Below are 26,507 nucleotides of genomic sequence, written 5' to 3'. Positions count from 1 at the left end.
GTTTAGGTTGTTCTTATACAGTTTATTTCTTGTTGCTAAGAAAACAGAAAACTTTTTAATTCAACCGCTACTTTCTTTTGGGGTCTTTGGTACTTTGTTTGTTGGCACCATTATTAGAGATTGAAATATTCAAGACAATTCCGAGTATTACAGAGATTCCTATTCAGTCATTTTCAGATTCAGTTGCCGAATCTCAAAATATTGACGAGGTTACTTATAAAAATGTTGAAACGGTCAGTCCATCAGCAAGCATTTGGATCTATATTTATTTAGCAATTAGTCTTTTTCTTGTTTTTCGATTTTTGAAGAATAGTTTTGAAATATATCAATTGACCAAGGGGAAGCATAAACGTATTGGAAAGCTCAAAATAATAAAGAATAATGATTCTGAACTGGTATCGAGCTTTTTTAATTATATGTTTATTAGTGAAAATCAGGTTTTAAATACGGAAGATTTTGAAAGCATTATTAAACATGAAACAGTGCATTTTGAAGAAAAGCATACCTTAGATATCATTATGATAGAACTAATTATTTGTGCATTTTGGTTCAATCCATTTGTATGGTTGTACAAAAAAGCTGTACTTCAAAATCACGAATATATTGCTGATGATAAATCAGTCTCTTCAGGTATTGACATTGAAAATTATTCTAATACCATTATAAATTTAGGACATAAGGAATACCGCATTCCTTTAACTAGCGGATTTAATTTCATTCAAATCAAAAATCGAATTATTATGTTGCATCAATCAAAATCATCAGTATTAAAACAAACCCTAAAAATTACTTCTGTAATCTTATTATTTGCAGGCATCTTTGTGTTTAGTTCTTACAAAGATTTAAAAGCACCACTTGTGGTTGTTCTCGACGTTGGACATGGTGGAATAGATCCGGGTAATTTATCTGATAGTATTTTAGAGAAGGATGTTGTATTAAATATTTCAAATTTACTAGCTTCATTGAGTGATGAAAATGTTGAAATTATATTAACACGTCATGAGGATGAATTTTTAGAATTAAGTGAACGTGCAGAATTTATAAATATTAAAAATCCAGATTTGTTTTTAAGTTTACATAGTAATGCACATCATGATGAATCTATAAGCGGAACAGAGGCCTATTACAATTCAGAAAATGAGCATAGTGATATAAGTCTTAAATATGCTAACATTTTAGTTGAACATCAAAAGAATTATTTTTCAAGTAGAGGAATCAAGAAAGCAAATTTATATTTATTAAGAAACACTTCTGTTCCTGGTGTTTATTTAGAATTAGGTTTTATGACGAATAAAAGTGATAGAGTAGTGCTTACAGATAAAGACCAACAAATAAAAATTGCACAATCCATTTATGATGGCTTATTAGAAATTAGAAACAATAAATAAAAATAAAAAAGCCAATTCAACCCAAATCATGAAAGGGAAGAATTGGCTTTTACCATTCAACTTAACTAAATTTTAGAAGCAGTATTTATTCTCTGCTTTTACTTTTTCCGCTACTTCAATACGTAAATCTACGATATCTGGATAGTTTTGATATTTCGTAAAACGTTTCAATCCCATTAACATCATACGTTGTTCATCGCCTTCGGCAAAAGAAATAATACTTTCTTTTCCTTTTTCTTCAACGATATCTACAGCGTGGTATAAATATAATTTCGCCATAGCGATCTGAGCAGATTGCTCTTTTTCGCTCGTGCGTTTCACATTTTTTTCAGTTCTTAAAATGGCTGATTCTGCCATATAGATTTCAATTAAGATATCTGCAGCAGCAATAAGTAGTTGTTGGTGTTCTTCTAAATCTTGTCCAAATTTTTGAACAGCACCACCAGCAACCATTAAGAATGTTTTCTTAAGTTTTGCAATCATTTCCTTTTCTTCTGAAAATAATTCAGAATAATCTGGTGTTTCAAAAGAAGGAATACCCATTAATTCTTCCTGAACTTTTTGCGCAGGACCTAGTAAATCCACATGACCTTTCATGGCCTTTTTAACTAACATTCCAACACATAACATTCTGTTGATTTCATTAGTTCCTTCGTAAATTCGAGCAATTCTCGCATCTCTCCAAGCCGCTTCCATAGGTGTTTCTTCAGAGAATCCCATACCACCAAAGATTTGAATGCCTTCATCGGCACTGTTTTGTACATCTTCTGAAACAGCTACTTTTAAGATTGAACATTCAATAGCGTATTCTTCAACGCCTTTTAGTTCTGCTTCTTGATGTGAGTTTCCGGCAGCTTCACGTAACGCGATTCTGTCTTCAATATTTTTAGCAGCTCTATACGTTGCAGATTCACCAGCATACGCACTTGCAGCCATTTCAGCTAATTTGGTTTTAATAGCACCAAAGTCTGCAATTGGTGTTTTAAATTGTTTACGTTCATTAGCATATTGCACAGCAGTCGTTAGAATTCGTCTTTGAGAATCTAAACAAGCCGCCGCTAATTTTATACGACCAACATTAAGGGCGTTCATTGCGATTTTAAAACCTTCACCACGACCAGCTAACATGTTTTCTACAGGAACAACCGTATCATTAAAAAATACCTGACGTGTAGAACTCGCACGAATTCCTAATTTGTGTTCTTCTTCACCTAAAGTAATGCCGTTTGGACTGTCCTTGTCATATTCTACGATAAAACCAGTAATATTTTTATCATCTTCAATACGTGCAAAAACAATCATTAAACGACAGAAACCTGCGTTAGAGATCCACATTTTTTGACCGTTTATTTTATACGATTTACCATCAGCAGAAAGTTCTGCTGTAGTTTTACCTGAATTGGCATCAGATCCAGCTCCAGGTTCCGTTAAACAATACGCACCAAACCATTCGCCTGTAGCCAATTTAGGAACATATTTTAGCTTCTGTTCTTCGGTTCCGTATAAGGTAATTGGCATGGTGCCAATTCCTGTATGTGCACCAAAAGCCGTACTAAAAGAACCCGTTCCGCTCGAGATGTAATCACAAGTTAACACCGTAGATACAAATCCCATTCCAAGCCCTTCATAAGCTTCAGGAACAGCAACACCTAAAAATCCCATGTCGCCAGCTTTACGCATTACTTCTTCCGTTAGTGCATAATCTTTAGCTTCAAATCTTGGTTTGTGTGCAATGATTTCACGTTCGTTGAATTCCATCACGGATTCCTTCATCATGTTTTGTTCTTCACTAAAATCCTCAGGAGTGAAGACGTCTTCGCAGTTGGTTTCCTTTACTAGGAATTGACCGCCTCGAAGGATGTCTTTGTTTTGTGTTTCAGCCATAATTTTATTAGTTTTAGTCTTTGTCAAATTTATCTAAGAAATGAGAGATTAGAATTAAGAGGTTAGACAGCTATAGTTTTCCCATAAACCCAATTGTCATTCTTTGAAATTCGTTGTTTTTATTGTTTAATTGTTCGAATTGTATTTCAGTAATATATTTAGCATGTAAAGCCGCTATTAATTGTGTTCCTAGCTCAAATGAAGAGCCTAATGAATAATCCAAAAAAGTGCTAAAAGCTTTATCGGTTCGTGCAGAACCTTCAGCGATATTAGAGGGCATTGATACTGCACATCCTGTTAATTGAGAAGTTAGCCTAAAATCTTCTTTTTGCGGAAATGTTGAAGTTAAATCATAAACATCTTTCATAATCTCTGTGCCTAATTGCCAAATTTTTAAATTTCGATGATTATGTCGCTTTCTAATACTCATGCTTCAGCTCTAATTTCTAACATCTCATCTCTAATTTCTTTTTACGAAAGAAACTCAAACACCCCACAAGCCCCTTGACCTGTACCAACACACATGGTTACTGCACCATATTTACCTTTCATATCGCGCTTTCGCATTTCGTCAAACAATTGAACTGATAGTTTTGCTCCTGTACATCCTAATGGGTGACCTAATGCAATGGCACCACCATTGACGTTTATAATATCTGGATTTAAGTCTAATTCTCTGATGACTGCTAAGGATTGGGAAGCAAAGGCTTCATTCAATTCAATAAGTGACAAGTCATCTTGTTTTAAACCTGCTTGTTTTAATGCTTTCGGAATGGCTTTAACTGGGCCAATTCCCATAATACGAGGTTCAACTCCTGCCGCTGCATAGTTCACCATTCTAGCAATTGGCTCTAAACCTAATTCCTTTACCATATCTTCGCTCATGACCATAACAAAAGCAGCACCATCACTCATTTGAGAAGAGTTACCGGCTGTTACACTACCTCCTGCTGCAAATACAGCTCGAAGTTTTGCTAAGGCTTCTTTACTTGTGCCTTTTCTTGGGCCTTCGTCTTTAGTAACTGTATATGATTTTATTGCTTTTTTTCCATTGGCATCTATATAAGTCTGTTCTATTTCTATAGGTACAATTTGATCCTGAAAACGATCTTCAGCTTGTGCTTTTAATGCTTTCATATGAGAATTATAGGCGAATTCATCTTGGTCTTCACGAGACACGTTGAATTTTTGAGCTACGGCTTCAGCCGTGTTTCCCATGCCCCAATAATAATCTTCGTGCCCTGCTTTTACAATGGCATCGTAATTTAATTCGGGTTTAAAACCTGTCATTGGTACAGCACTCATGCTTTCTGCACCACCAGCGATGATACAATCTGCCATTCCTGCTTGAATTTTTGCTGTTGCCATTCCGATCGTTTCAACTCCCGAAGAGCAAAAACGGTTGACGGTTACGCCTGGCACATCAACAACATCTAATCCCATTAAAGAGATTAAACGCGCCATATTTAAACCTTGCGAACCTTCTGGCATAGCGTTACCAACAATGACGTCGTCAATGCGTTTTGGATCTAAATTAGGCAGTTCCTTCATCATGTATTTGATGGTTTCTGCTGCAAGTTCGTCTGTTCTTTTAAATCTGAACACGCCCTTAGGTGCTTTACCAACGGCTGTTCTGTATGCTTTTACGATGTAAGCTTGTTTGCTCATAATAGTATTAAGATTTTTAGAATTAAGTATTAAGACTTATTAAGCGTTCTCTGTAAAGCGTAACTCATTTTAGTTACTTGTACAACTTCATTTATAATTGGTCTTACTTTTTCTTCCGTAATTAAGTTTAATCTTTTAGATAAATATAATTGTGTTAATAATTCATAAGAAGAACCATTCGCAATTCCTAAAAACTGTCTGAATTCTCCATTTGTATTTCGTCCTGCACCTTCAGCAATATTTGAAGGAATTGAAACTGCACTTCGTCTTAGTTGTGATGTTAATCCGTATTTTTCTTCTTTTGGAAAACTATCGGTTGCCCGATAACAATTTTCTGTAATGTCCATTGCCTTTTGCCATATTTTTAACTCTTCGAATCTGTGCATGGTAATTGATATTAAGATTGTAAGTATTTTGTTTTTCAGAATTTAATATCAAGATTCTAAACATTTTTATAGATTGGTTGAACTTATCTATAGTTTCAGTCTTAATACTTAATACTGATTACTTAGTACTTTTTTAATTTCTCAACGGTTTTCCCTTAGTCAACATATGCTGAATTCGTTCCAAAGTCTTACGTTCTGTACATAAACTTAAGAAAGCTTCACGCTCTATATCTAATAAATATTGCTCACTTACTTTTGTTGGCTCAGATAAATCTCCACCAGCCATTACATAACCCAATTTATTAGCAATCTTACGATCGTGTTCACTAATGTAATTGGATGCTTCCATAGAGTCTGTTCCAACCATAAACATACTAAGTGCTTGTTTACCTAGAACTAAAACGTCTTCTCGTTTTACAGGTTGTGTATAACCCATATCTGCCATTAATTTAGCATGTTGTTTGGCAACTGCTATTTGACGGTCTTTATTCACAACGACAACGTCTTTGCCTTGTTGAAGCAATCCTAAATCGAAAGCTTCATAAGCAGATGTTGACACTTTAGCCATTCCAATCGTTAAGAAATATTCTTGTAATACATTTAACTGAACATCGCCTTTTTTAAAGGTATCTGATGCTCTTAAGGCCATTTCTTTAGAGCCGCCACCACCAGGAATAACTCCAACACCAAACTCTACAAGTCCCATGTAAGTTTCGGCTGCTGCAACTACTTTATCGGCGTGTAATGATAATTCGCAACCACCACCTAAAGCCATGCCGTGAGGTGCAGAAATTGTTGGAATTGACGAGTATCGCATGCGCATCATGGTATCTTGGAAATATTTAATAGCCATATTAAGCTCGTCATATTCTTGTTCTGCAGCCATCATAAAAATCATACCAATGTTAGCGCCAACAGAGAAGTTTGCGGCTTGATTCCCGACTACCAATCCGGCGAAATCTTTTTCCGCTAAATCAATGGCTTTATTTAAGCCTGCAAGTACATCACCTCCAATGGTATTCATTTTAGATTGGAACTCTACGTTAAGTATACCATCACCCAAATCTTCAATGACAACACCAGAATTTTTAAATACTTCGTTGGTTTTTCTGATATTATCTAAGATGATAAATGCATCTTGACCCGGAATTTTTTCTTGTGATCTCTTAGGAATATCATAAGCGTAAGATGCTCCATCTTTAACGGTGTAGAAAGAAGAATTTCCGGAAGCTATCATTTCATTTACCCAAGCGTTAGGCTCTAAACCTTCAGCTTTCATCATCTCGATTCCTTTTTCTACTCCAATAGCATCCCAAATTTGGAAAGGACCATGTTCCCATCCAAAACCAGCTTTCATGGCATCATCGATTTTGTATAAATCATCGGTGATTTCAGGAATTCGGTTAGAAACGTAAGCGAATAAGGCTGAAAAACTCTTTCTGTAAAATTCGCCTGCTTTGTCTTTTCCTTTTACTAATATTTTGAAGCGGTCAACAACTTTATCAACTGTTTTTGTAAGTTCTAAAGTTGCAAATTTTGCCTTCTTAGACGCTCTGTACTCTAATGTGTTTAGGTCTAAAGATAAAATCTCAGTTTTACCTTTGTCATTTTTAGTTTTCTTGTAAAAACCTTGACCCGTTTTACTACCCAACCATTTGTTTTCCATCATGGTATTGATGAAATCAGGTAATTCAAACAATTCTATACGTTCGTCTTTTGGACAGTTTTCTCTGATACCGTTAGCTACGTGAACCAAAGTGTCTAAGCCGACAACATCAACAGTTCTAAACGTGGCAGATTTTGGACGACCAATTACAGGACCTGATAATTTATCAACTTCTTCAATAGTGAGATCTAAATCTTTAACAGTGTGAAATAAACTTTGAATGCTAAATATCCCAATTCTATTGCCTATAAAAGCAGGTGTATCTTTAGCGATTACAGACGTTTTTCCTAAGAATTTTTCGCCATAATCATTTAAAAAATCTAATACAGCCTGATCTGTTTTTGGACCAGGAATAATTTCGAATAATTTTAAGTATCGTGCAGGATTAAAAAAGTGAGTCCCACAGAAATGTTTCTGGAAATCTTCACTTCGTCCTTCACTCATAAACTTAATAGGAATACCTGACGTATTAGAAGTTATTAAGGTTCCTGGCTTACGATGTTTTTCTAGCGTTTCGAAAACTTGTTGTTTAATATCTAGTCGTTCTACAACAACTTCCATAATCCAATCCACGTCAGCAACTTTTGCAATATCGTCTTCTATGTTTCCTGTAGTAATACGATTTGCAAATTTTTGACTATAAATAGGTGAGGGCTTAGATTTTAACGAGGCTGTTAAAGCATCGTTTACTAATCTATTTCGCACAACTTTATCTTCTAAAGTTAAACCTTTAGCTTTCTCTTTGTCGTTTAATTCTCGTGGTACAATGTCTAACAATAAAACATCAACACCAATATTGGCGAAATGACAAGCGATACCGCTTCCCATAATTCCAGATCCAATAATTGCTATTTTTTTAATTCTTCGTTTACTCATCTTATTTTAAAATGTGTTCGTTTTTATTATATATCTGTTTGTTAGAAATCATATTATTAATGATTTCGGCAACCTTATAGAAATTTGACAGTTCTTCTGGTGAGACGTTGTTTTTTATAGTATCATTAAAAGTGAGCACTTTTTCTTTTGATAATTCTCTTTTCTCTCGACCAAAATCCGTTAAGAAAATAAGTACACCACGTCCATCTTCAGGATTTGGTTTACGTACTATTAAACCTTTTGTTTCCATAGTTTTTAAGGTTCTGGAAAGACTTGTGGCTTCCATTCCCATTTTTGGACCTAAGGACGTTGAAGGTGTTCCTTTCTCAGGATCAATACTTAACAATGCAAACCCAGTTGCCATAGTTGTTCCAAAAGCGGAGGCTTCTTCGTTGTACATTTTGTTGACTGCCAACCATGTGGTTCTTAAGACATAGTCAATGGTTTTATCTTTCATGGATTGTATTTGAAAACCAAAGATAGTAAAAAAATACTATGCACGCATAGTATTTTTGAAAAATTATTTCATTATGTTAAAAATAAATCTTCTAATCTGAATATTACGCTGTTTAAGAGGGTAAATTTTGTGAATATATCAATATATTGACTGGTCGTACTAATAGTAACACTAATTGTTTCATCTATAAAAAACTAATCAGAGATTGTTTTTAAAGAAAAACAGCCGCAATTATTATTTGCGGCTGTTACTTTTATTAAGATCGTTAAATAAATGACTTATAATTATACGCGATAGATTTTATCATAAAGATCTTGATAAATATCCTTAATTATGGAGCGTTTCATTTTCATGGTAGGAGTAAGGTGTCCACCTTCAATTGACCAAGCATCTGGCGTAAGTTCAAAACGTTTTATTTGTTCCCATTTTCCAAAGTGTTTATTATACTTGTCTACTTCTTGCTGGATACGGTTAATCACAATTTCTGAGTTAGCTATCTCAACATCAGTTTTGCCTACGTTATTTTTCTTCAGGTCAATCCAATCACGAATAAAATCGAAATTTGGTTGAATTAAAGCTGCTGGCATTTTTTCGCCTTCACCTACAACCATAATCTGCTCTATAAACAACGATTGTTTCATATCATTTTCTAAGAGCGGCGGAATAACATATTTTCCACCAGAGGTTTTAAACATTTCCTTTTTTCGACCTGTGATTCTTAAAAAACCATCGGCATCAACTTCCCCTTTATCTCCTGTGTGAAAGTAGTCTCCTGTCATTACTTCAGCTGTTTTGTCAGGATCTTTATAATAACCCATCATTACATTTGGGCCTTTTATTAAGACTTCACCATCATCAGCAATTTTTACGTCTACGTTGTCTATTACTTTTCCGACAGTACCAACTTTATACATGTTATCTCTATATAAACCTACAGAAATCACAGGTGATGTTTCTGTTAAGCCGTAACCTTCCATAACTCTCATTTTTGCTGCTCCAAAAATTCGAGCAAGTCGTGGTTGAAGCGCTGCACTTCCCGAAACCATTGTTCCTAATTCTCCACCAAGTGCTTCTCTCCATTTACTAAAAATAAGTTTATCCGCGATTTTTAGTTGAAATTCGTACCATGCTCCATTTGCACCGTAAGGTTCCCAACGTTCTCCTAAACTTACTGCCCAATAGAATAATGACCTTTTTATGCCAGAAAGATCATCACCTTTCAGCATAATTTTATCAAAAACTTTTTCGAGTAGTCGCGGAACAACACTCATTAAGTTTGGTTTAATTTCTTTGGCATTTTCACCAATTTTATCAATGCCTTCTGCAAAATAAATGGAAGTTCCTGCATATTGATACACATAGATTAACAAGCGTTCAAAAATGTGACAAATAGGTAAAAAGCTTAAAACACGCGTTTCTCCTTCTTTTAATGGCACTCTAGGAGAACTATCTAAAGCATTACTTGTTATATTCCAGTGAGAAAGCATAACACCTTTAGGTTTTCCTGTTGTACCAGACGTATAAATTATAGTTGCTAAATCGGTTGACTTTACAGCATCTTTTCTTAATTCTACTTCAGGTTGATTGCTGTGGTCTTCTCCGAGTTCTAACAATTCGGAATAGTGTTTACAGCCTTCAATATGATCAAAAGAATACACTTCTTTTATTTTGGTATTCGCTTGTACTTTTCGAACTTTTTCTAGGACTACTTCATCGGAAACAAAGCAATACGTAGATTCACTATGATTTAATACATACTCGTAATCTTCAGCACTAATAGTTGGGTATATCGGTATATTTTGTGCACCGAGCTGAAGAATTCCAATATCCATGATATTCCACTCTGTTCTATTTGTAGTTGAAATAACTGCAATTTTATCATTCTTCTGAACACCTAATCGCAATAAAGCTCTGCTCATTGCATTGGATTTATCTATGTATTCTTGCGTTGAAGTCGGTTCCCACTTTCCATTGTATTTGGTAACTAGCGCATTAGACGTTGGTTTGTGTTTTAATTGGTAGTAGGGGAAATCAAAAAGTCGTGTTACTTCTGTCATATTTATGGACGCTTATTTAGTAAGTGATTACGAAAATATAAAAATTAAAGTTAAAAATTATATAATTAATATCGTAGGTGATAATAAATTAGGAATTATTTATTGAATCAAGAAAATGGTAACGTACTAGCATGCGTTTAACTATTAGTTTGATAACAGTATCGTTTTATTATTAAAATGATACTTATATGGTTAACCAGATCGTTGAACCGATTGTTTAAAGCAATAATCTCTACATAAATGAAAACAATTTACTTGTTAATGTCTGCCATTTTTGTTTGGAATATTAAACTTAGTTTAGTTAATCTCACCATCATAAATACAAAAAGGTCAAGATAAAATTACCTTGACCTTTTTAATTATTGAATTAATATTACAATTTACTAATCCTTTTAGTTGTATTTCCTATTGCTGAAGAAAATTTAATCAAATAGCTGCCTGAGGATAGATTATCTATATTGATATAATTTTCAATGTGGTTAATATCCATCACTTTTCTACCTATAGCATCATAAATTTCAATTTTCTCAAGATTGATGTCATCTGGAATTTCAAGATTAAGTCTGCCATCTCTATTTGGGTTTGGATACAGTTTAATACCATCTAATTTCGTGGCTTCATCTATACTCAATGATGGTTCTACAGTAACTTGCGCCACACAGGAATCTAAATTGTTGTTTTCGTCTTCTACTGTTAAAGTAACATCGTAAACTCCTGTTGCCGTAAATGTATCTTCCGAAAGACTAAATGTTAAGTCTTCAACTTCTGCACAGTTGTCAGTAGTTCCATTATCTAAATCTTCTGGAAGTATAGTTACTGAACCTGTCGTTTCATCTAACGCCACAGTTATATGCTGACACGCTATTGTTGGAAGTTCAGTATCTGTTACAATTACGCGTTGTTGTTGTGTAGCTTGATTGCCATTACCATCGTCGTAAACCCAAGTTACCATATAGTCGCCAGGTTGCGTATAGGCTGTTGCATCAGTTGTTGTTGCAGTAATAGTACCACTACAGTCGTCTGTAGCACTAGGCGCATTAAGTGTAACGCTACATGCTGCCTCAGCAACTGGAAGTACGCTTAAATCTGGAGTTGGCGCTGAATTAGCATTAAATACTGTGATTACAAAGCTTTTTTCATCAACACCTCCTTTATCGTCGGCAACATTTAAGATGACTTGGTGTTTACCAATTTGATCAGCGGTTGGAGTCCAGTTTATGGTGTTTCCTGCTAAGGTCATACCCTCTGGATGCGTTGGCATTGTTAATTCTAAAATATCTCCAGTGTCAGGATCTGAATAGTTAACCGTAAATGTATATGGACTACAAGGATCTGTTACAGGAGCTAAGCTTTCAGTTTCTAACTTTGGAATGTTGTTAACATCTGGGCTTATAAATTCAAATTCTATAATATTAGATAGATTGGATTCTGTATATGAACCATCTAATTCTTCACGCATTGCAGTTACACCAAATTTATACGTACGTCCTGGTGCAATATCTTTAAAATCGAAAGCGGTTACATCACCAACACCTTGGCTACTACTGTAACGTGTTACCAATTCTTCATCGATATACATGACGTAGTGATCAGCATCATTTACAGGGTTCCAAGCAAGTTTAAAAACATTATCTTCTAAGGCACCAATTAATGTTGGTGTAACTACAGGAGATTCGTTTACAACAGTAAATGTGGTTGTTGCATATGCATATTCTGCTGGGTTAGATTCATCTTCAATCTTTGCATAAACAAAGTAGGTACCACTAATTAAATTAGACGCATTAAAGGTATATTGGTTTGTAGTATCGTTTTCAGATATACCACCTACAATTTGCTTACCATTAGCACCTTTACCATCAATGTCGTAATAGAGTGCTATAACTGCATCGCTATCTAAATCTTGATCGTTCCAAGTAATGGTTACATCTTTAGTGCTATTGTCATAGTTTACGCTTGTAATTTCTATTTCTGGTGCAAATCCAGCACCAAATAAATCGATTTCATAAGGTCCAGCTCCTTCAACATTAATTTCGTATTCACCAATTTGAGTGTCTTTTAGTGTATAAAACACTCTAAAGTTTTCGTTACTTTCGGTATATAAAGCATCATTGGTTTCTGCAGATGTAGGTGTAATTACAGTGCCATCTGGTAAGGTTAATGTGGCATCTGGATATGCATTATCACCTTCTATTCGCACAATAACGTTGCTGTAGTTTTGTGACAAGTTAAATGGTATTTGAGAGTTACTATCGCGAGAAGCAACTACTAAACTGCCACCTTCTAATTCATTTATTGCTTTTGCATTTTCATCATTTTCGATATAGAATTCCGAAAAGTTGTTTTCTGCAGATCTCCCACTGTCGCCAAAAGGAATTATTCCAAACTTTCCGCCTACTTTAACATCACCACCAAACTCAACACCTATATCTAGAGTTAACACATCTGCAATGGTTGTACTTGCTTTAAATCTATCGTTGTTGATTTTTGCTTTAAGTTCTGCAATAGTATATGGTAAATAGCCATTTACGGCTTCACATATCGCGCAATCTGCAGCAGGTATTTCAGGGATGGTAAGCGACATATCTGCCATAGCTTCTGCAAAAAGACCAGACGTTCTGTTTTCTACAAGTAAGGAAACATCACCTCTAAATACACCGTATAAATTAACATAAGCTTCTGCTGTTAATCCTAAATTGTTTACTAAGATACTTCCTCCACCTACAGTTTGATTAAGGACCAATATAGTACCACTAGCCTCTAATGATGTACCAAAGGTATATGCCAATTGCATATTATCTAATTTAAGAATGTCTATAGGTGCTATAGGCTTTAAATCTACACCTAAACCGATTGACAATGGAGGTACTTGAATACCATTAATAAATCCATTACCACCAGAAAGTTCCCATCCTGTGTTTGCTAAAGGAATGCCTGGACTGATTTCTACTTCTAAAGAAACCGAATCCAAACCACCATTAATGATCTGTACGCCTCCAGCAATAGAAGTTGTTTTACCTAATAATGAAAGTCTTATGGCTGCATTCCCTCCAAATGAGTTTTCGAACGTATTGAAGTTAACTCCTGCTTCTTGAAGCTCAAAAGTATTAAGAACCTTTACGGCTGGGTTTCCACTTATACTTGAAGAGCCTTCAAGATTCACTCCAGATTCTACAATTCGCAATCGATCTATGGTAACGTTTACATCGGGACCAAAAATATCAGCAGGTAGATCTAGTGACCCACCAACCTCAATACCAGGATCATCACCTGTGATGAGTTCAAATTTTGAAAATTCTATAGGAATGTCTACCAAATTTAAAAATGTATTTACACCTGTTAAACCAGAATCGATGGCTGCATTTATATACGGAGTACCATCTTCTGATTGTTCTACTTTAAAAGTAATATCTCCTTCCATTAAATCGACTTCTTCTCCGCCATATTCGCCTACAGGTGTTATATTTGTGGTGTAAACTTTACATTGGCAACTTACATTGTTAGAGCCTAAATTTATAGTTACATCTCCACCAAATTCCATTTTTCCCGCGTGTACATTTCCGCTTAGAATGTATTTTCCGTCTCCCAAATCTATTTTCGTATCTGCTTCAAAAGTTAATCCGTTGACCACGATTTCATCAGGTTCTTTAGCTTCACCAGTCGCATTTACGATTACAAATTGACTTTGTACATTAGTATCGAAACCAAAATAACCTTCTACAGTACCTAAGGTACTAGGGTTAAATAAAATTTCAAAATCCATAGTGTTTCCAACACCCAAGGTAATATTGGTTAAACTACCTTGGTCTTTAAACATATAAGTACCGTCTCCATAGGTGTTATTTATAATAAGGTCGGTTGTTCCAGTGTTTTTTATGGTAACGATTTTTGAGTTAGATCTTCCTATACTTGTGAGCGGGAACGTGATAGGTTGTGCTTCTATTGTTGTTAATGCAGGTAATAATGCACCACCAGATGCTTTAATTATTGCAGAATACTCAAAACCACCTTCGTTAGCGTTATTTAAAATTGGTCCGGTTTTTAATGCAATTTCACCATATGCAGAGGTTGTAGAGGGTGAATAAGCAATTATAATATCATTGCTATCTCCAGGGTCTAAAGTAAAAGGAAAGTTATTGTATGAATTCCATTCTGTCGGTAGCTCAGATTGATTTGGTATTGTGAACGTTCCTCCAGCTTGATATAAAGCTGCATGCTCACCATATACCACCATAGTTGCCTCACCAGTATTGGTTATAGTATATGGTGTATATGAGGTTTCTCCAATGCCAGCATCTGTCATTTGTTTAACGTTTTCGCCTTCAAAATAGGCGAGATCTAAAACGTTGTAAGACCACAACAAAGGATCACCCGTTATGGCTCCAGAAACTGTATTTGTAGTAAGTTCTAACTGTACATTCTTATAGCCTGTAGATATTGGGTTGGCGACAATTTGTAAGGTTCTAGTTTGTCCTTGAGCAATATTATATGGCAGCGTGATATCCAAAGTGAAATCGGGTTCGTCATCAGCATCAATTCCCACTTCTACAAGTTCAAAATCCGAGATCTCTAAAGTACCTACACCATTATTTGTTATTGTAAATGCTCTTGTAATACTTTCACCTATCCTTATATTCTCTGGAAATTCTTCATTTTTGTCAACATGGGCACTAGGTGCAATAGCTGTACCACTTAAAAATATACCTATGTCGCCATCATTAGTAGCTAGGTTTAATCTCCCCGTATAACCTCCAATATTTGATGGATTAAATTTTACAGGAATAATGTAAGATTCACTGGATGGTATAGTTACTGGTAGGGTAAGGGGTGATGATAATTCAAACTGAATGGGGCCAAATGAACCAGGACTGTTTACAATGTTAGCATCGTTAAGTATTAAATCGCCAGTGCCGTTGTTTTGAATAGAAAGTATCTCGGTACGACCATTACTATCCAATGCGGTGTTTAAGAAAAACATTTGAGTTCTACTTAACTGAATTTCTGGAGTAACACCAATACCCATTAAGTTAATGCCAATTGAAGCTTTATCGTCATTGCTTTCTACGATCAATGGAGCATAAACATTTCCTGTTTGTTGTGGATTGCATTGTACCTGAAAACTGCTTTCACCTCCAGCTGCAATGGTTAATGGTGTCGTAATGCCACTCACTGTAAAGTCTGAACTAGGCAAAACTATATTTTGTATCTCCACAGCATCTGTACCAAATTCGTTAGAGAGTGTTACGGTTAATGGAGTAGTAGACGAGCCCACCAAAACTTCTGGGAATTCTAATTCTGCAGGACTTACTCTTAATTTGGAATTGGTAATATTTGCCAAAAGATTAATACTATGTGGACTGCTATCGACATTACTAGTAAAATTTATTTGAGCTGTTTTGCCACCAGCTGTATCGCTTGAAAATTCAACGCTATAATCTACAGAACCACCAGCAGGTATGGTTTGTGGGCTACTACCAGTAATAGAAAAAACATCAGCATTTGTACCACTGATTTCTAAAGCAGAAATTTGGGTCGCTAGTGTGCCAGGATTTTGAATTTCTAAGGTGTATGTTTCAGATTCTCCTTTACGCACATTCCCTGCATTAATATCAGTTGGAAATGAAATTTCTGACTGCACGCCTACACCTTCAATAGTAGGACTTATTACTGAACTTGTATGGTTTCTAGCGGCATAACGCATATACACACGTCTGAAACTTAAATCATTTGGAGTAAACTCGATATCAACGGTAAGTGATTGGCCTTGAGCTAAAATTACTGGAAATGTCGGTGGATTTATTAACGAAAAATCTGCCGTTGCATCTGCGCCAATATGATAAGTATCGAAATAAACATTGTCTATAAAAAGTTCACCTTCACCGTTATTGGTAATGGAATTGCTTCCGGATACGGTTTGTCCAATCTCAACATTGCCAAAGTCAGTGTCTGTTTCTACTGGGTTACTTGGGAATACATTTCCTGTAACATTTATAGCTGTCTCATATTCAAAATAGTTGTTGCTAGTTATGGTAAGGGTTGTTGACCTATTGAATACACTTCCGGAAGAGCCACCATCTAATGGTAAAGGTGAAAAAGTTATAGGAATTGTATAGGTGTTGCCAGGAGTTATGGTTAATGGCGTACTGGGTTGAGTATATGTAAATGTAGTATCGGATGAGTTATCGAGATTAAAGTTGTCGATTACCAAATCTTCGTTTCCGCTATTGCTTAAAATCAAATCTTGCGTTGTATTAGTATTAACATGTATGGTGTTAAAGTCTAAGTTAGAGGCTGTTAATTCTGGGTATGAAGCTGGTATAACTGTGGCCGTAATTGGTATTTGATAGATTTGTGTGCCGTCTGTTTCATCTACCTCTACATTTAATGTTGCGGTATATGTACCTTCATTTATAGGGTTTATGCCAACACCTAGATTTCCAAAACCTACATTATCATCATAATAATAATTGCCACTAACAAATATGCCTGCTGTGTCATTGGTAATAAAAACATTAGATATGTAATTTGCATTGGGTTCAGCTACTGGATCAGAATCTGAAATATCGACAAAAGCTTCAAACATTTGACCAACCTCTATATTACCCATGTCTATTGGGTTGGGGTTGAAGGTGAGGGCTTGTGCATTAAGGTCTTGATTGCTTGCCAATAATAGAAAAGCTGTAAAACATAGCATTACCAAATGTATAATGGGATTTTTTTCGCGACAATAGATGCCATATAATCTGGATGACCAACATTCTGGGAGCGTAAATTTTTTCATAATAGGTTAGATTTAAATTTGGTTGCAAGTTAGTAGACCGATGTATCTAAACATATACGTAGGTCTACGTAGCTACTGATTAAACTTATAAAATTTTGTAATTGGTCGTTAAAATATGTCTTTTGGCCGGTGTTCTGTGGTATGAATGCGAACATAATCGGCTAATAGTCTTCACATAGTAAAACAGATGTTAGATTGGATTTAGAAGATTTGTACTTAGAGTAACTTACGCCTAATAACGACTTTACTGTCTTTGAGAAATGTGAATGATCATAGTAATAATTAAGTATTGTAACATCTGCCTCGCTTTTAATTGTAATTTCCAATTCTAATAAAGTGTAATAGAGTTTTGCAAGGTTTAGATAAACTTTCGGTGTAATACCTATGATAGATTTAAACTGTTTCTGAATATATCGCGAACTGCAAGAATAACGTTGTGTGAGTTCCTTTATACTTATTTTGCCTTTACAGGCGTGAATATATAATACAATATTGTCTAGTATGGTTTTATGTATGGTTTTAAAATTGAGTTGAGATAATATTGAATTAAAAAGCTGTATACGCAAATAAAGGTCTGAATTGGAATTAAACAATTGTTTGGACCATCTGGAATGTTTTGATGATATGAGATGGTTTAAATTGTAGATGCGTTTTTGTTCATTATTAATTATATATCCAGCATATGTAGGAATACATTTTGCAACAATAACCGTTGTTGGCTTATGGCAATCAATAGACACAACTTTTTGCGTAGGCTTAAAACACGCTATCGTGTCTCTAGTGATGTTTTTTGAATTTATTGAAACTTTATTTTTGGCAATACAGAGTATATATGAATACCCATTAGGCACTATAATATGACTGTCTACGTGAGGTTTCAGATCAATGCTATAGATGTCTAGGAGCCAATGGTTAAATGGAAGTTTGTGTCTAACCAGCATAATACGTTTCTTTCTTATAAAAGTATATTGCTAGATTAGAATCTAAAATACGTAGGTCTACGTAGTGAAGAGTTCTTGGTGTTTCTGAACCCAGATGACAAGAGCATTTTGGCTTTTGTCTAATTTGAGCTTTGAGATAATATTACTGCGATGCTTTTCTACTGTTCGTTTCGAAATAAATAAAGTTTCAGCAATTTCAGAACTACTTAGATTAGAGGCCAAGTATTTCAATATTTTTAGTTCTGTTTTTGTTAAGGATGAAATATCTGTATTTCCAGATTTTAAATATACTTTGTCCTCTAGTGCAGGGCTCACAAAGTTTTCATCATTCAATACTTTTTTTAAACAGGTTTCTAGTTCACTTAAAGCAGATTCCTTTAAAACATAAGCATCAATTAATTTTCCAATTTCTTTAATAATGCTTTCTTGTTTGTGTAAAGTGAGGATAATAATTTTAGTAGAGCTGTTTTTTGACTTTAAGGTTTTTGCAACCTCAAGACCATCAATAATTGGCATGTCATAGTCTAAAATGGCAACATCTGGTTGTAGTTTTATAATCTTGTTGTAAGCATCATTACCGTCATTTGCTGTGGCAATTACATTATACCAGTTTTTTTCTAAAAAAAGTTTATTGCCTTCTAATAGTAAAGGGTGGTCATCTGCTATAATTACGGTAGGCTTCATTTTTTAGGAACTTTAATAATTACAGTGGTGCCTTTGCCTTTGGTTGATGAGATACTTAACTGTGCATTAATAATTTTAGCGCGTTCTTTTAAAGTTTGCATCCCTAAACTATTTAGCTGATCGATACCTTCGGTAAGGTCAAATCCAATACCATTATCTTTCACCTCAAAAGTAACGGCATCAGCAACTTCTTCAATATTTAATTGACATGCTTTGGCCTCTGAGTGTTTTTCTACATTATTAAGACATTCTTGTATCATTCTGTACACAAAAATGGTTTGTTCTATAGGAATTTCATCTTTTAACTCATCGATATCTTCTGAATAGAAAATGTTTGAATTGTTTTGTAGTTTTTCAATAAGATATTTTAAGGATTTTATAAGTCCTAATTTTTCAAACTGAAAAGGGTGTAGATCTTGGGAAATGGTGCGTACTTCATGTATGGCATTATCTACTAAAGACGTATTTGAATTTTCAACATCATCATTAAGCACTATTTTGTTTCTTATTAATAACAAGCTTTGCCCAATGCTATCATGCAATTCACTAGATATGCGACTGCGTTCGCGCTCAATATTTCGTAATAAATCTTGTGCAAATACTTTTTGAAGTTGTTCTTTTTTCTTTAAAAACTGTTTTGAACGATAAAGATAAACGATACTGAAAAGGCCTAGCAAACCTAAGGATCCAAATATTAGCCACTGATTTTTAACTCTGTTTTTAGAATCGAGTAATAAAATATCAGATTCCTGGGCTTTAATCATGGCATCTCTTTTCTCAGTCTCATAAAGTGTTTGGTAATAGCTTAAAGCTTTAGTTTTTTGTATGTTATAAATGGAATCTTCTATGTGTTTCGCATTTTTATAATGAAAGAAAGCTTTGCTATCGTTACCTAAGGAATCATAAACTTGAGAGAGAAAACGTTCAGCATGTTCAATATTATTTACATTGTTACTGTTGTTTACAATTGTTAAATAGGTTGTACCAAGTTGCAATGCCTGGTTGTAGTTCTTATCTGCTAATTCAATTTGTTGTTTAGATTTAATATAGCTCGACTCATATACACCTTGGGTATAATTTTTATCTGAATTTTCTATTTTCTTTAAGTAAAATTTCGCTCTATCAAGACTGTCTGTATTTACATAAGCCAAAATAAGAGGGTTTACTATTCTGGGATATAAATCATCTGCAAATCTTGATTGTTTAGAAGCTGCTAATGCAGTTTGTAGGCTTTTTATCTGCTTTTCATAATCTTTTGTTTTACGAAAATCGGCAGCTGCATTTACTTCTAAAGTTGCAATTTGTCCAATGCTATTGGTTTTTTTAGCTAGGACCAAAGCTTCATTACGTTCTGTGTTTGCTTCTTCTAAAAACCCATTCTTGCTATAGACTATTCCTAAAGAATTTTTAGCTCCAATAATGTTGAATGTGTCTTTAACGTTTTCAAAAATTTTAACAGCATTGATTAGCGTTTTAGAAGCTTCAACAAATTGGCCTTCGTCATTGTAGGCATAGCCTTTGTATAAAATTGCAAAAGCCTTAATACGTTGATTGTTGTCTTTGTCAGCATAAAAAATAGCTTTATCGTAATGTTCTATAGATTTGTCAACTTTACCTATATAATAATAGCTATCTCCGGAATCAATATATAAACTTGCTTTATTACGAAGCGATATATGCGTTTCTAAGATGGGATAATATTTATTAAATAAACTGACGCCTTCTTTTGGGTTGCCTACAAAATTATTATTGTAGTTAATAAGATTTGCAGTGTGATATGCAGCCAAATTAAAGGAGTCTAGCTGTATGGAGAAGTCAATAGTTTCTCTTGCAATAGAGTCGTATTTAAACCCTTTGGTATCTCTAATTAAAGTTAAAAGACTATCCATCCATTTAAGTTGGATGGTTTTCTTAGATTGATTTATGTTTTGTTTTATTGTATTAACAGCTTCAATATTGACATCTTGTTTTTGGCCATGTACTAATTGAAGTGAAACAATGATAAAAATACCACAAATAATGTTATTTAATTTTAGGGCTTTAGCCACCATAAGGAAATAAGTTGGTTGTGGTTTTAAAATTAAGAATTTTTTTCAATCCATAATCTTGCATTCACAAAAGCTTCTAACCAAGGAGCTACGTCGTCTTTTCTACCTTCCGGATAATATGCCCAATTCCATTGAAAAATAGAACGCTCTATATGAGGCATTGTAGCTAAATGTCTTCCGGTTTTATCACAAAGCATTGCCGTATTAAAATCAGAACCATTTGGATTTGCAGGATAGTCTGCATAACCATATTTGCCAACAATATTATATTTGTCTTCTGAATAAGGCAGGTTAAATTTTCCTTCTCCATGTGAAATCCAAACCCCTAAAGTACTTCCTGCTAAACTCGATAGCATCACCGAATTATTTTCTTGAATCTTAACAGATGTAAAGCCACTTTCGTGTTTTTTTGAATTGTTATAAGTTAACTTACCGTGTGTCTCGTGCTCTGGATTTACTAAATCGAGTTCCATCCAAAGTTGTGCACCATTACATATACCAACAGAAAGCGTGTCTTCTCTTTTAAAGAAATCGCTAATAACTTTATTTGCTTTTTCGTTGTATTTAATGGCTCCAGCCCAACCTTTCGCAGAGCCCAAAACATCAGAATTACTAAAACCACCAACAGCACCTAAAAACTGAATATCTTCAAGAGTTTCACGACCCGAAATTAAATCCGTCATATGCACATCTTTAACATCAAAACCAGCTAAATACATGGCATTAGCCATTTCTCTTTCTGAGTTTGATCCTTTTTCACGTAGGATTGCTGCTTTTGGACGAGATTTCTCGGCTTCGCTCGAAATGACAGGTAGTTTTCCTGAAAAATGCGTTGGAAATTTAAAATCTAAAGCCTGATTTTTATAATTATCAAATCTATGCTTCGCTAAACCATTAGCGGTTTGCTTTTGGTCGAGTAGGTAAGAGGTCTTAAACCACATGTCTCTTAATCTTGAAACTGTCATGGTAAAAACTTCATTTCCATTCATAATGCCTAAAACATCACTTTCAATAACGTTTCCTAATTTATGGAAATCAATGTTAGCGTTAGATAATTCTGTTTCAATGGTGTCATCTTCAGATTGAAAAACAAGACCTGCATTTTCGGCAAATAACACTTTAAATGCATCTTTTTCGTTGAGGTTTGTAATATCTAATTCGGCTCCCAAGTTAGTATCGGCAAAACACATTTCTAATAAGGTTGTAATCAATCCACCCGAAGCGACGTCGTGTCCTGCAACGATTTTATTGTCTTTTATTAAATTTTGAATCGTGTTAAAAACAGTTTTAACGTAAGCTGCACTTTTTACACTAGGTGTTGTATTTCCTATTTTATTGTTGATTTGCGCAAAAGAACTTCCTCCCAATTCATAAGAATCTTGAGATACGTTGATATAATAAATAGATCCTTTTCCTTTTTGGAACACAGGTTCTACGACATTAGAAATATCATTACAATTTCCGGCAGCCGAAATTATCACGGTTCCAGGAGAAATCACATCACCATCAGGATATTTCTGTTTCATGGATAAGGAATCTTTTCCTGTTGGGACGTTAATACCTAAGTCTATTGAAAATTCTGAAATGGCTTTAACAGCTTCATATAGTCGTGCATCTTCACCTTCGTTTTTACACGGCCACATCCAGTTTGCAGATAATGATACACTTTGTAAACCGTCTTTTAAAGGAGCCCAAATGATATTTGTCAACGCTTCAGTAATTGAATTACGGCTTCCAGCTATTGGATTAATTAATCCCGAAATAGGTGAGTGGCCAATACTTGTAGCAATACCTTCTTTACCTTTAAAATCAAGTGCCATTACGCCAACATTGTTTAAAGGAACTTGCAAAGGACCAACACATTGTTGTTTGGCGACTTTACCACCAACACAACGATCCACTTTATTAGTCAACCAATCTTTACAAGCTACAGCTTCGAGTTGTACTACTTGATCTAAATAATCGTAAAATTTAGTGGTGTCGTATGAAATGCCGTTGTAATTTTTTTCAACGGTAACATCATTCATGATGGTTTTTGGAGAACTACCAAACATATCTTCTAAGGCTAAATCCATTGGTTTTTCTCCAGTAGTTTTAGACTCAAATGTAAAACGGTGTTTTCCGGTAACTTCTCCGACATCGTATATTGGAGAACGTTCGCGATCTGCAATTTTATGTAAAGTTTCTAAATGTTTGTCACCAATGACTAATCCCATACGTTCTTGAGATTCGTTACCAATAATTTCTTTTGATGATAATGTTGGATCACCAACTGGTAATTTATCTAAATCGATTTTTCCACCTGTATCTTCAACCAATTCAGATAAACAGTTGAGGTGTCCACCAGCGCCATGATCGTGAATAGAAACAATGAAATTCTCATCACTTTCTACCATACCTCGAACAGCATTTGCAGCACGTTTTTGCATTTCTGGGTTAGAACGTTGTACGGCATTTAGTTCAATTCCTGAAGCCAAAGCACCAGTGTCAGCTGAAGAAACCGCAGCTCCTCCCATACCAATTCTATAATTATCTCCACCTAGAATGACTATTTTATCGCCTTCTTGAGGTGTGTCTTTTAATGCTTGTTCTGCTTTTCCATAACCGATGCCTCCAGCTTGCATAATTACTTTGTCGTAACCAATCTTACCATTTTGATCTTGATGTTCAAAAGTTAAAACAGATCCACAGATTAAAGGTTGTCCAAATTTGTTTCCGAAATCAGAAGCTCCATTACTGGCTTTTATTAAAATATCCATTGGAGTTTGGTACAGCCATTTGCGTTCAGGAAATGCTTTTTCCCATGGTCGCTCTTCTTCTAATCGAGAGTAGGAGGTCATGTAAACCGCTGTTCCTGCTAATGGCAACGAGCCTTTTCCGCCAGCTAATCTATCTCTAATTTCTCCACCAGAACCTGTTGCTGCTCCATTAAATGGCTCTACAGTTGTTGGAAAGTTATGTGTCTCTGCTTTTAATGATATTACAGATTCGTAATCTTTAGTCGTATAATAATCAGGAACATCTGCACGAGAAGGAGCAAATTGTTCTACAATTGGGCCTTTTATAAATGCGACATTGTCCTTGTATGCCGAAACTATATCGTTTGGATTTTGCTTCGATGTTTCTTTAATCAATTTGAAAAGCGACGTTTCTTTCTCTTCTCCATCAATCACAAATGTGCCATTGAATATTTTGTGTCTACAGTGTTCTGAATTCACTTGTGAAAATCCGAAAACTTCAGAATCGGTTAATGGTCGTCCTATTTTTTTAGACACACCTTCAAGATACTCAACTTCTTCGTCACTTAATGATAAGCCTTCTTGTTGGTTATATTCTGAAATGTATTCAATATTAAGAATGGCTTCAGGTTGAATATCGATAGTAAAAATCTCTTGATGTAAACGTTGATATTTTTCAGAAATCATAGGATCGAAATCTTTGAAGTCTTCAGTTATTGAAGAAAACTCTTCAATTCTTAGAATGCCTTCAATTCCCATGTTTTGGGTTATTTCAACAGCATTTGTACTCCAAGGAGTAATCATTGCTGCTCTTGGTCCAACAAAAAAAGCATCGATTGATGCTTGTTCTATTTTTGGTTGGTCGCCAAATAACCATGTCAATTTAGAAATGGTTGCTGTTGATAATTCTTTTGTTGCTTGAACAGCAAATACCTTACTGTTTTGGTTTCCGAAGAAATGAATCATTTATATGGGATGTTAGATGTGAAAAATAAAATGCAAAGTTAATTCATTTTGTGATATTCTCTATAGTATTTGAATTTCAAATTGCGAAGTATTCAACAAGTTTTAAACATAAAAAAAGCAGCTACACTTAGACTATGCTCAGAGATTAGCTGCTTTTTTGTTGCTATATTGAAAACTATTGCTTTACAAGTTTCCTAGTGATCTTAGAATTACCTTGTGTAATTTTTACAATATAAATTCCTTTATTTAAAGCTTGAAGATTTAAAGTGCTTGTTTTACTTATAGTATTTTTTAAAACACGCTTTCCAAGAATATCAAAAATTTCGATATTAGTATCGACGTTTGATTTTAAATCTATAGTTAGATTATTTTTAACCGGATTTGGAAATAATTTTACAGAATCTATATCAAAGTCTTCAATACTTAATTCTGAGTAGCACGTATAAGACAGGTCGTCGAACATAACCCTGTTTCCAGCACCACTATTATTATCGAAAACTACAGAAACATTATTTTCTATGTTTATATTTGGAATTGTAATTGTTTGTTCGTCGACACCATAAGCAATTGTTCCAACAAATGTTCCGTTTACATTTACATCAAATGTTCCATCACCTCCACTAAAAACACGTTTTGTTGTTACGGTTAATGATCCAATTCCTCCAGAGGTTGTAGGTAATGTTAATGCGCCATCTCTAATGGTAATCGCAGCATTATTTAAGGTTTGATCCGTTCTGGCCTCTGTTGCATTCCAAATACCACCATCGTCGCCAGTCCAAGTTACGTCAGAATAAGACCCGATGTTCGTTTCTAAATTTTCAAAAGTTTCTGTGAGGCAGTCCGAACCAATAGTTCCGTTATCAGTTGTTGTTTCACAATCTTGGTTACTAAATCCAGAAGTATTATTAGCGGCATCTTTAGCTTTTACCGTAAAGCAATATTCTGTTTCAGGTGATAGTCCAGCTATTGTTGCTGTTGTATTAGTTGTGTTAGATGAAAAAGTTCCATCAGTATAAACATCATAAGAAACCACGCCAACATTATCCGTTGAAGCAGTCCAACTTAAAGCAATAGAATTGTCAGTTGGATTAGAAGCTACTAAATTCGTAGGATTTGTAGGTGCTTCAGTATCTGGAGTAGGATTCCAAATCATATTTGCATATTCTGGGTGGTCAACAAATGGGTTTGCATTGCCTTGAAAATCATAGGCAGCATCATTTCTATCGCGTTCTCTTTGATCTACAGGATCCACATTGTAATGCCAATCTAATAACATATCAACGGCCCAATCTTCTAATGCTTGATTTTCAGTCCCATTAAACATATCAAAGCTGGTATAACCATCAACACCATTTTCATAACGTGTTACAAAATAAAGTATGGCTCTAGCGATATCTCCTTTAAACTCATCTATCGGTTCGAAAACTGTTCCTGAATATCCAGGTACATTACTTGATCCTAATTTAGATCCATTTAATGATGTCCAAGTTGCAGAGCCAACGGTTCCAAAAGGATAACTACTGCGTTTACCATTGGCATAACCATCACTTGGTACCACATGGAAAATGTCATTTTTCATTGGTGAAGCGCTTCCAAAAGAACTTTGTGGTACTATATGTTCACGATTATAACAATCATTTTCAGAATTATAGTTTCCACATTGGTTAGTGCCAAGGAAAAAAGAATAAGGGTCTGGTCCATTTGGGTTTTCTGTGTAATACATTAAAAGTGATCCATCATTTTCATAACCACTTTCTTCCATATTGTCAACATATACTGTTGCATAACCAGTATACAATCCACCATAACCTTGATCGTTATGACCATTGGTAATAATAGATTTTAATTCTGTTTTTAATTCAAAACCAGTTAATCCATCTGCGCTATCGTAATAATTTGAAGGAATTTGAGCAAATGTAATACTTGTAGCAAGTAAAAATAGAAGGTATAGGTGTTTCATTTGTCGTGTT

Annotated in this window: 14 protein-coding genes; 1 reads left to right on the top strand and 13 read right to left on the bottom strand. The window is 34.8% G+C overall.

Going from position 1 to position 26,507, the window contains the following annotated elements; all coding sequences use genetic code 11:
- Positions 1-101 precede the first annotated feature (101 nt).
- Positions 102-1,388 (top strand): M56/M15 family metallopeptidase, encoded by a 1,287-nt coding sequence (locus K1X16_RS01450; RefSeq protein ID WP_225034769.1) that lies wholly within the window; start codon positions 102-104, stop codon positions 1,386-1,388.
- A gap of 72 nt (positions 1,389-1,460) precedes the next feature.
- Here the strand turns inward: K1X16_RS01450 and K1X16_RS01445 are convergent, their stop codons facing one another.
- From K1X16_RS01445 to K1X16_RS01385, 13 genes are all read right to left on the bottom strand, one after another.
- Entirely contained in the window at positions 1,461-3,272 is a 1,812-nt protein-coding gene (locus tag K1X16_RS01445) for an acyl-CoA dehydrogenase family protein (RefSeq protein WP_225034768.1), read from the bottom strand.
- Between the two features lie 70 nt (positions 3,273-3,342).
- Positions 3,343-3,702, bottom strand: coding sequence for a four helix bundle protein (locus K1X16_RS01440; RefSeq protein WP_195870635.1), 360 nt, complete (start codon positions 3,700-3,702; stop codon positions 3,343-3,345).
- A 41-nt stretch (positions 3,703-3,743) separates the two neighbouring features.
- On the bottom strand, positions 3,744-4,940 hold the full coding sequence (locus K1X16_RS01435; RefSeq protein ID WP_225034767.1) for an acetyl-CoA C-acyltransferase: 1,197 nt from the start codon (positions 4,938-4,940) through the stop codon (positions 3,744-3,746).
- 29 nt (positions 4,941-4,969) lie between these two features.
- Positions 4,970-5,326: a four helix bundle protein gene (locus K1X16_RS01430; RefSeq protein WP_225034766.1), complete on the bottom strand. Its 357-nt coding sequence runs from the start codon at positions 5,324-5,326 to the stop codon at positions 4,970-4,972.
- Positions 5,327-5,459: 133 nt separating this feature from the next.
- The gene (locus tag K1X16_RS01425) at positions 5,460-7,868 is read right to left on the bottom strand and encodes a 3-hydroxyacyl-CoA dehydrogenase/enoyl-CoA hydratase family protein (protein ID WP_225034765.1); all 2,409 of its coding nucleotides are present in this window, start codon (positions 7,866-7,868) and stop codon (positions 5,460-5,462) included.
- A gap of 1 nt (position 7,869) precedes the next feature.
- Positions 7,870-8,325: a MarR family winged helix-turn-helix transcriptional regulator gene (locus K1X16_RS01420; RefSeq protein ID WP_195870631.1), complete on the bottom strand. Its 456-nt coding sequence runs from the start codon at positions 8,323-8,325 to the stop codon at positions 7,870-7,872.
- Positions 8,326-8,609: 284 nt separating this feature from the next.
- Entirely contained in the window at positions 8,610-10,382 is a 1,773-nt protein-coding gene (locus K1X16_RS01415; protein WP_225034764.1) for an AMP-dependent synthetase/ligase, read from the bottom strand.
- A 373-nt stretch (positions 10,383-10,755) separates the two neighbouring features.
- Positions 10,756-17,160, bottom strand: coding sequence for a choice-of-anchor D domain-containing protein (locus K1X16_RS01410; RefSeq protein ID WP_225034763.1), 6,405 nt, complete (start codon positions 17,158-17,160; stop codon positions 10,756-10,758).
- 161 nt (positions 17,161-17,321) lie between these two features.
- A complete protein-coding gene (locus K1X16_RS01405) occupies positions 17,322-18,101 on the bottom strand; it encodes a hypothetical protein (RefSeq protein ID WP_225034762.1) in 780 nt (259 codons plus the stop codon).
- A 57-nt stretch (positions 18,102-18,158) separates the two neighbouring features.
- Positions 18,159-18,785, bottom strand: a complete 627-nt coding sequence (locus tag K1X16_RS01400) for a response regulator transcription factor (RefSeq protein ID WP_225034761.1) — start codon at positions 18,783-18,785, stop codon at positions 18,159-18,161.
- Positions 18,782-20,836 (bottom strand): sensor histidine kinase, encoded by a 2,055-nt coding sequence (locus K1X16_RS01395; protein ID WP_225034760.1) that lies wholly within the window; start codon positions 20,834-20,836, stop codon positions 18,782-18,784. The genes K1X16_RS01400 and K1X16_RS01395 overlap by 4 nt, the downstream gene beginning before the upstream one ends.
- A 29-nt stretch (positions 20,837-20,865) precedes the next feature.
- A complete protein-coding gene (purL, locus tag K1X16_RS01390; protein WP_225034759.1) occupies positions 20,866-24,537 on the bottom strand; it encodes a phosphoribosylformylglycinamidine synthase in 3,672 nt (1,223 codons plus the stop codon).
- Between the two features lie 175 nt (positions 24,538-24,712).
- On the bottom strand, positions 24,713-26,497 hold the full coding sequence (locus K1X16_RS01385; protein WP_225034758.1) for an endonuclease: 1,785 nt from the start codon (positions 26,495-26,497) through the stop codon (positions 24,713-24,715).
- Positions 26,498-26,507 lie beyond the last annotated feature (10 nt).

This window comes from Winogradskyella sp. SM1960, assembly GCF_020179375.1.
In the GTDB taxonomy this organism is placed as follows: domain Bacteria; phylum Bacteroidota; class Bacteroidia; order Flavobacteriales; family Flavobacteriaceae; genus Winogradskyella; species Winogradskyella marina.
This window is presented reverse-complemented; position numbering and strand designations above follow the sequence as displayed.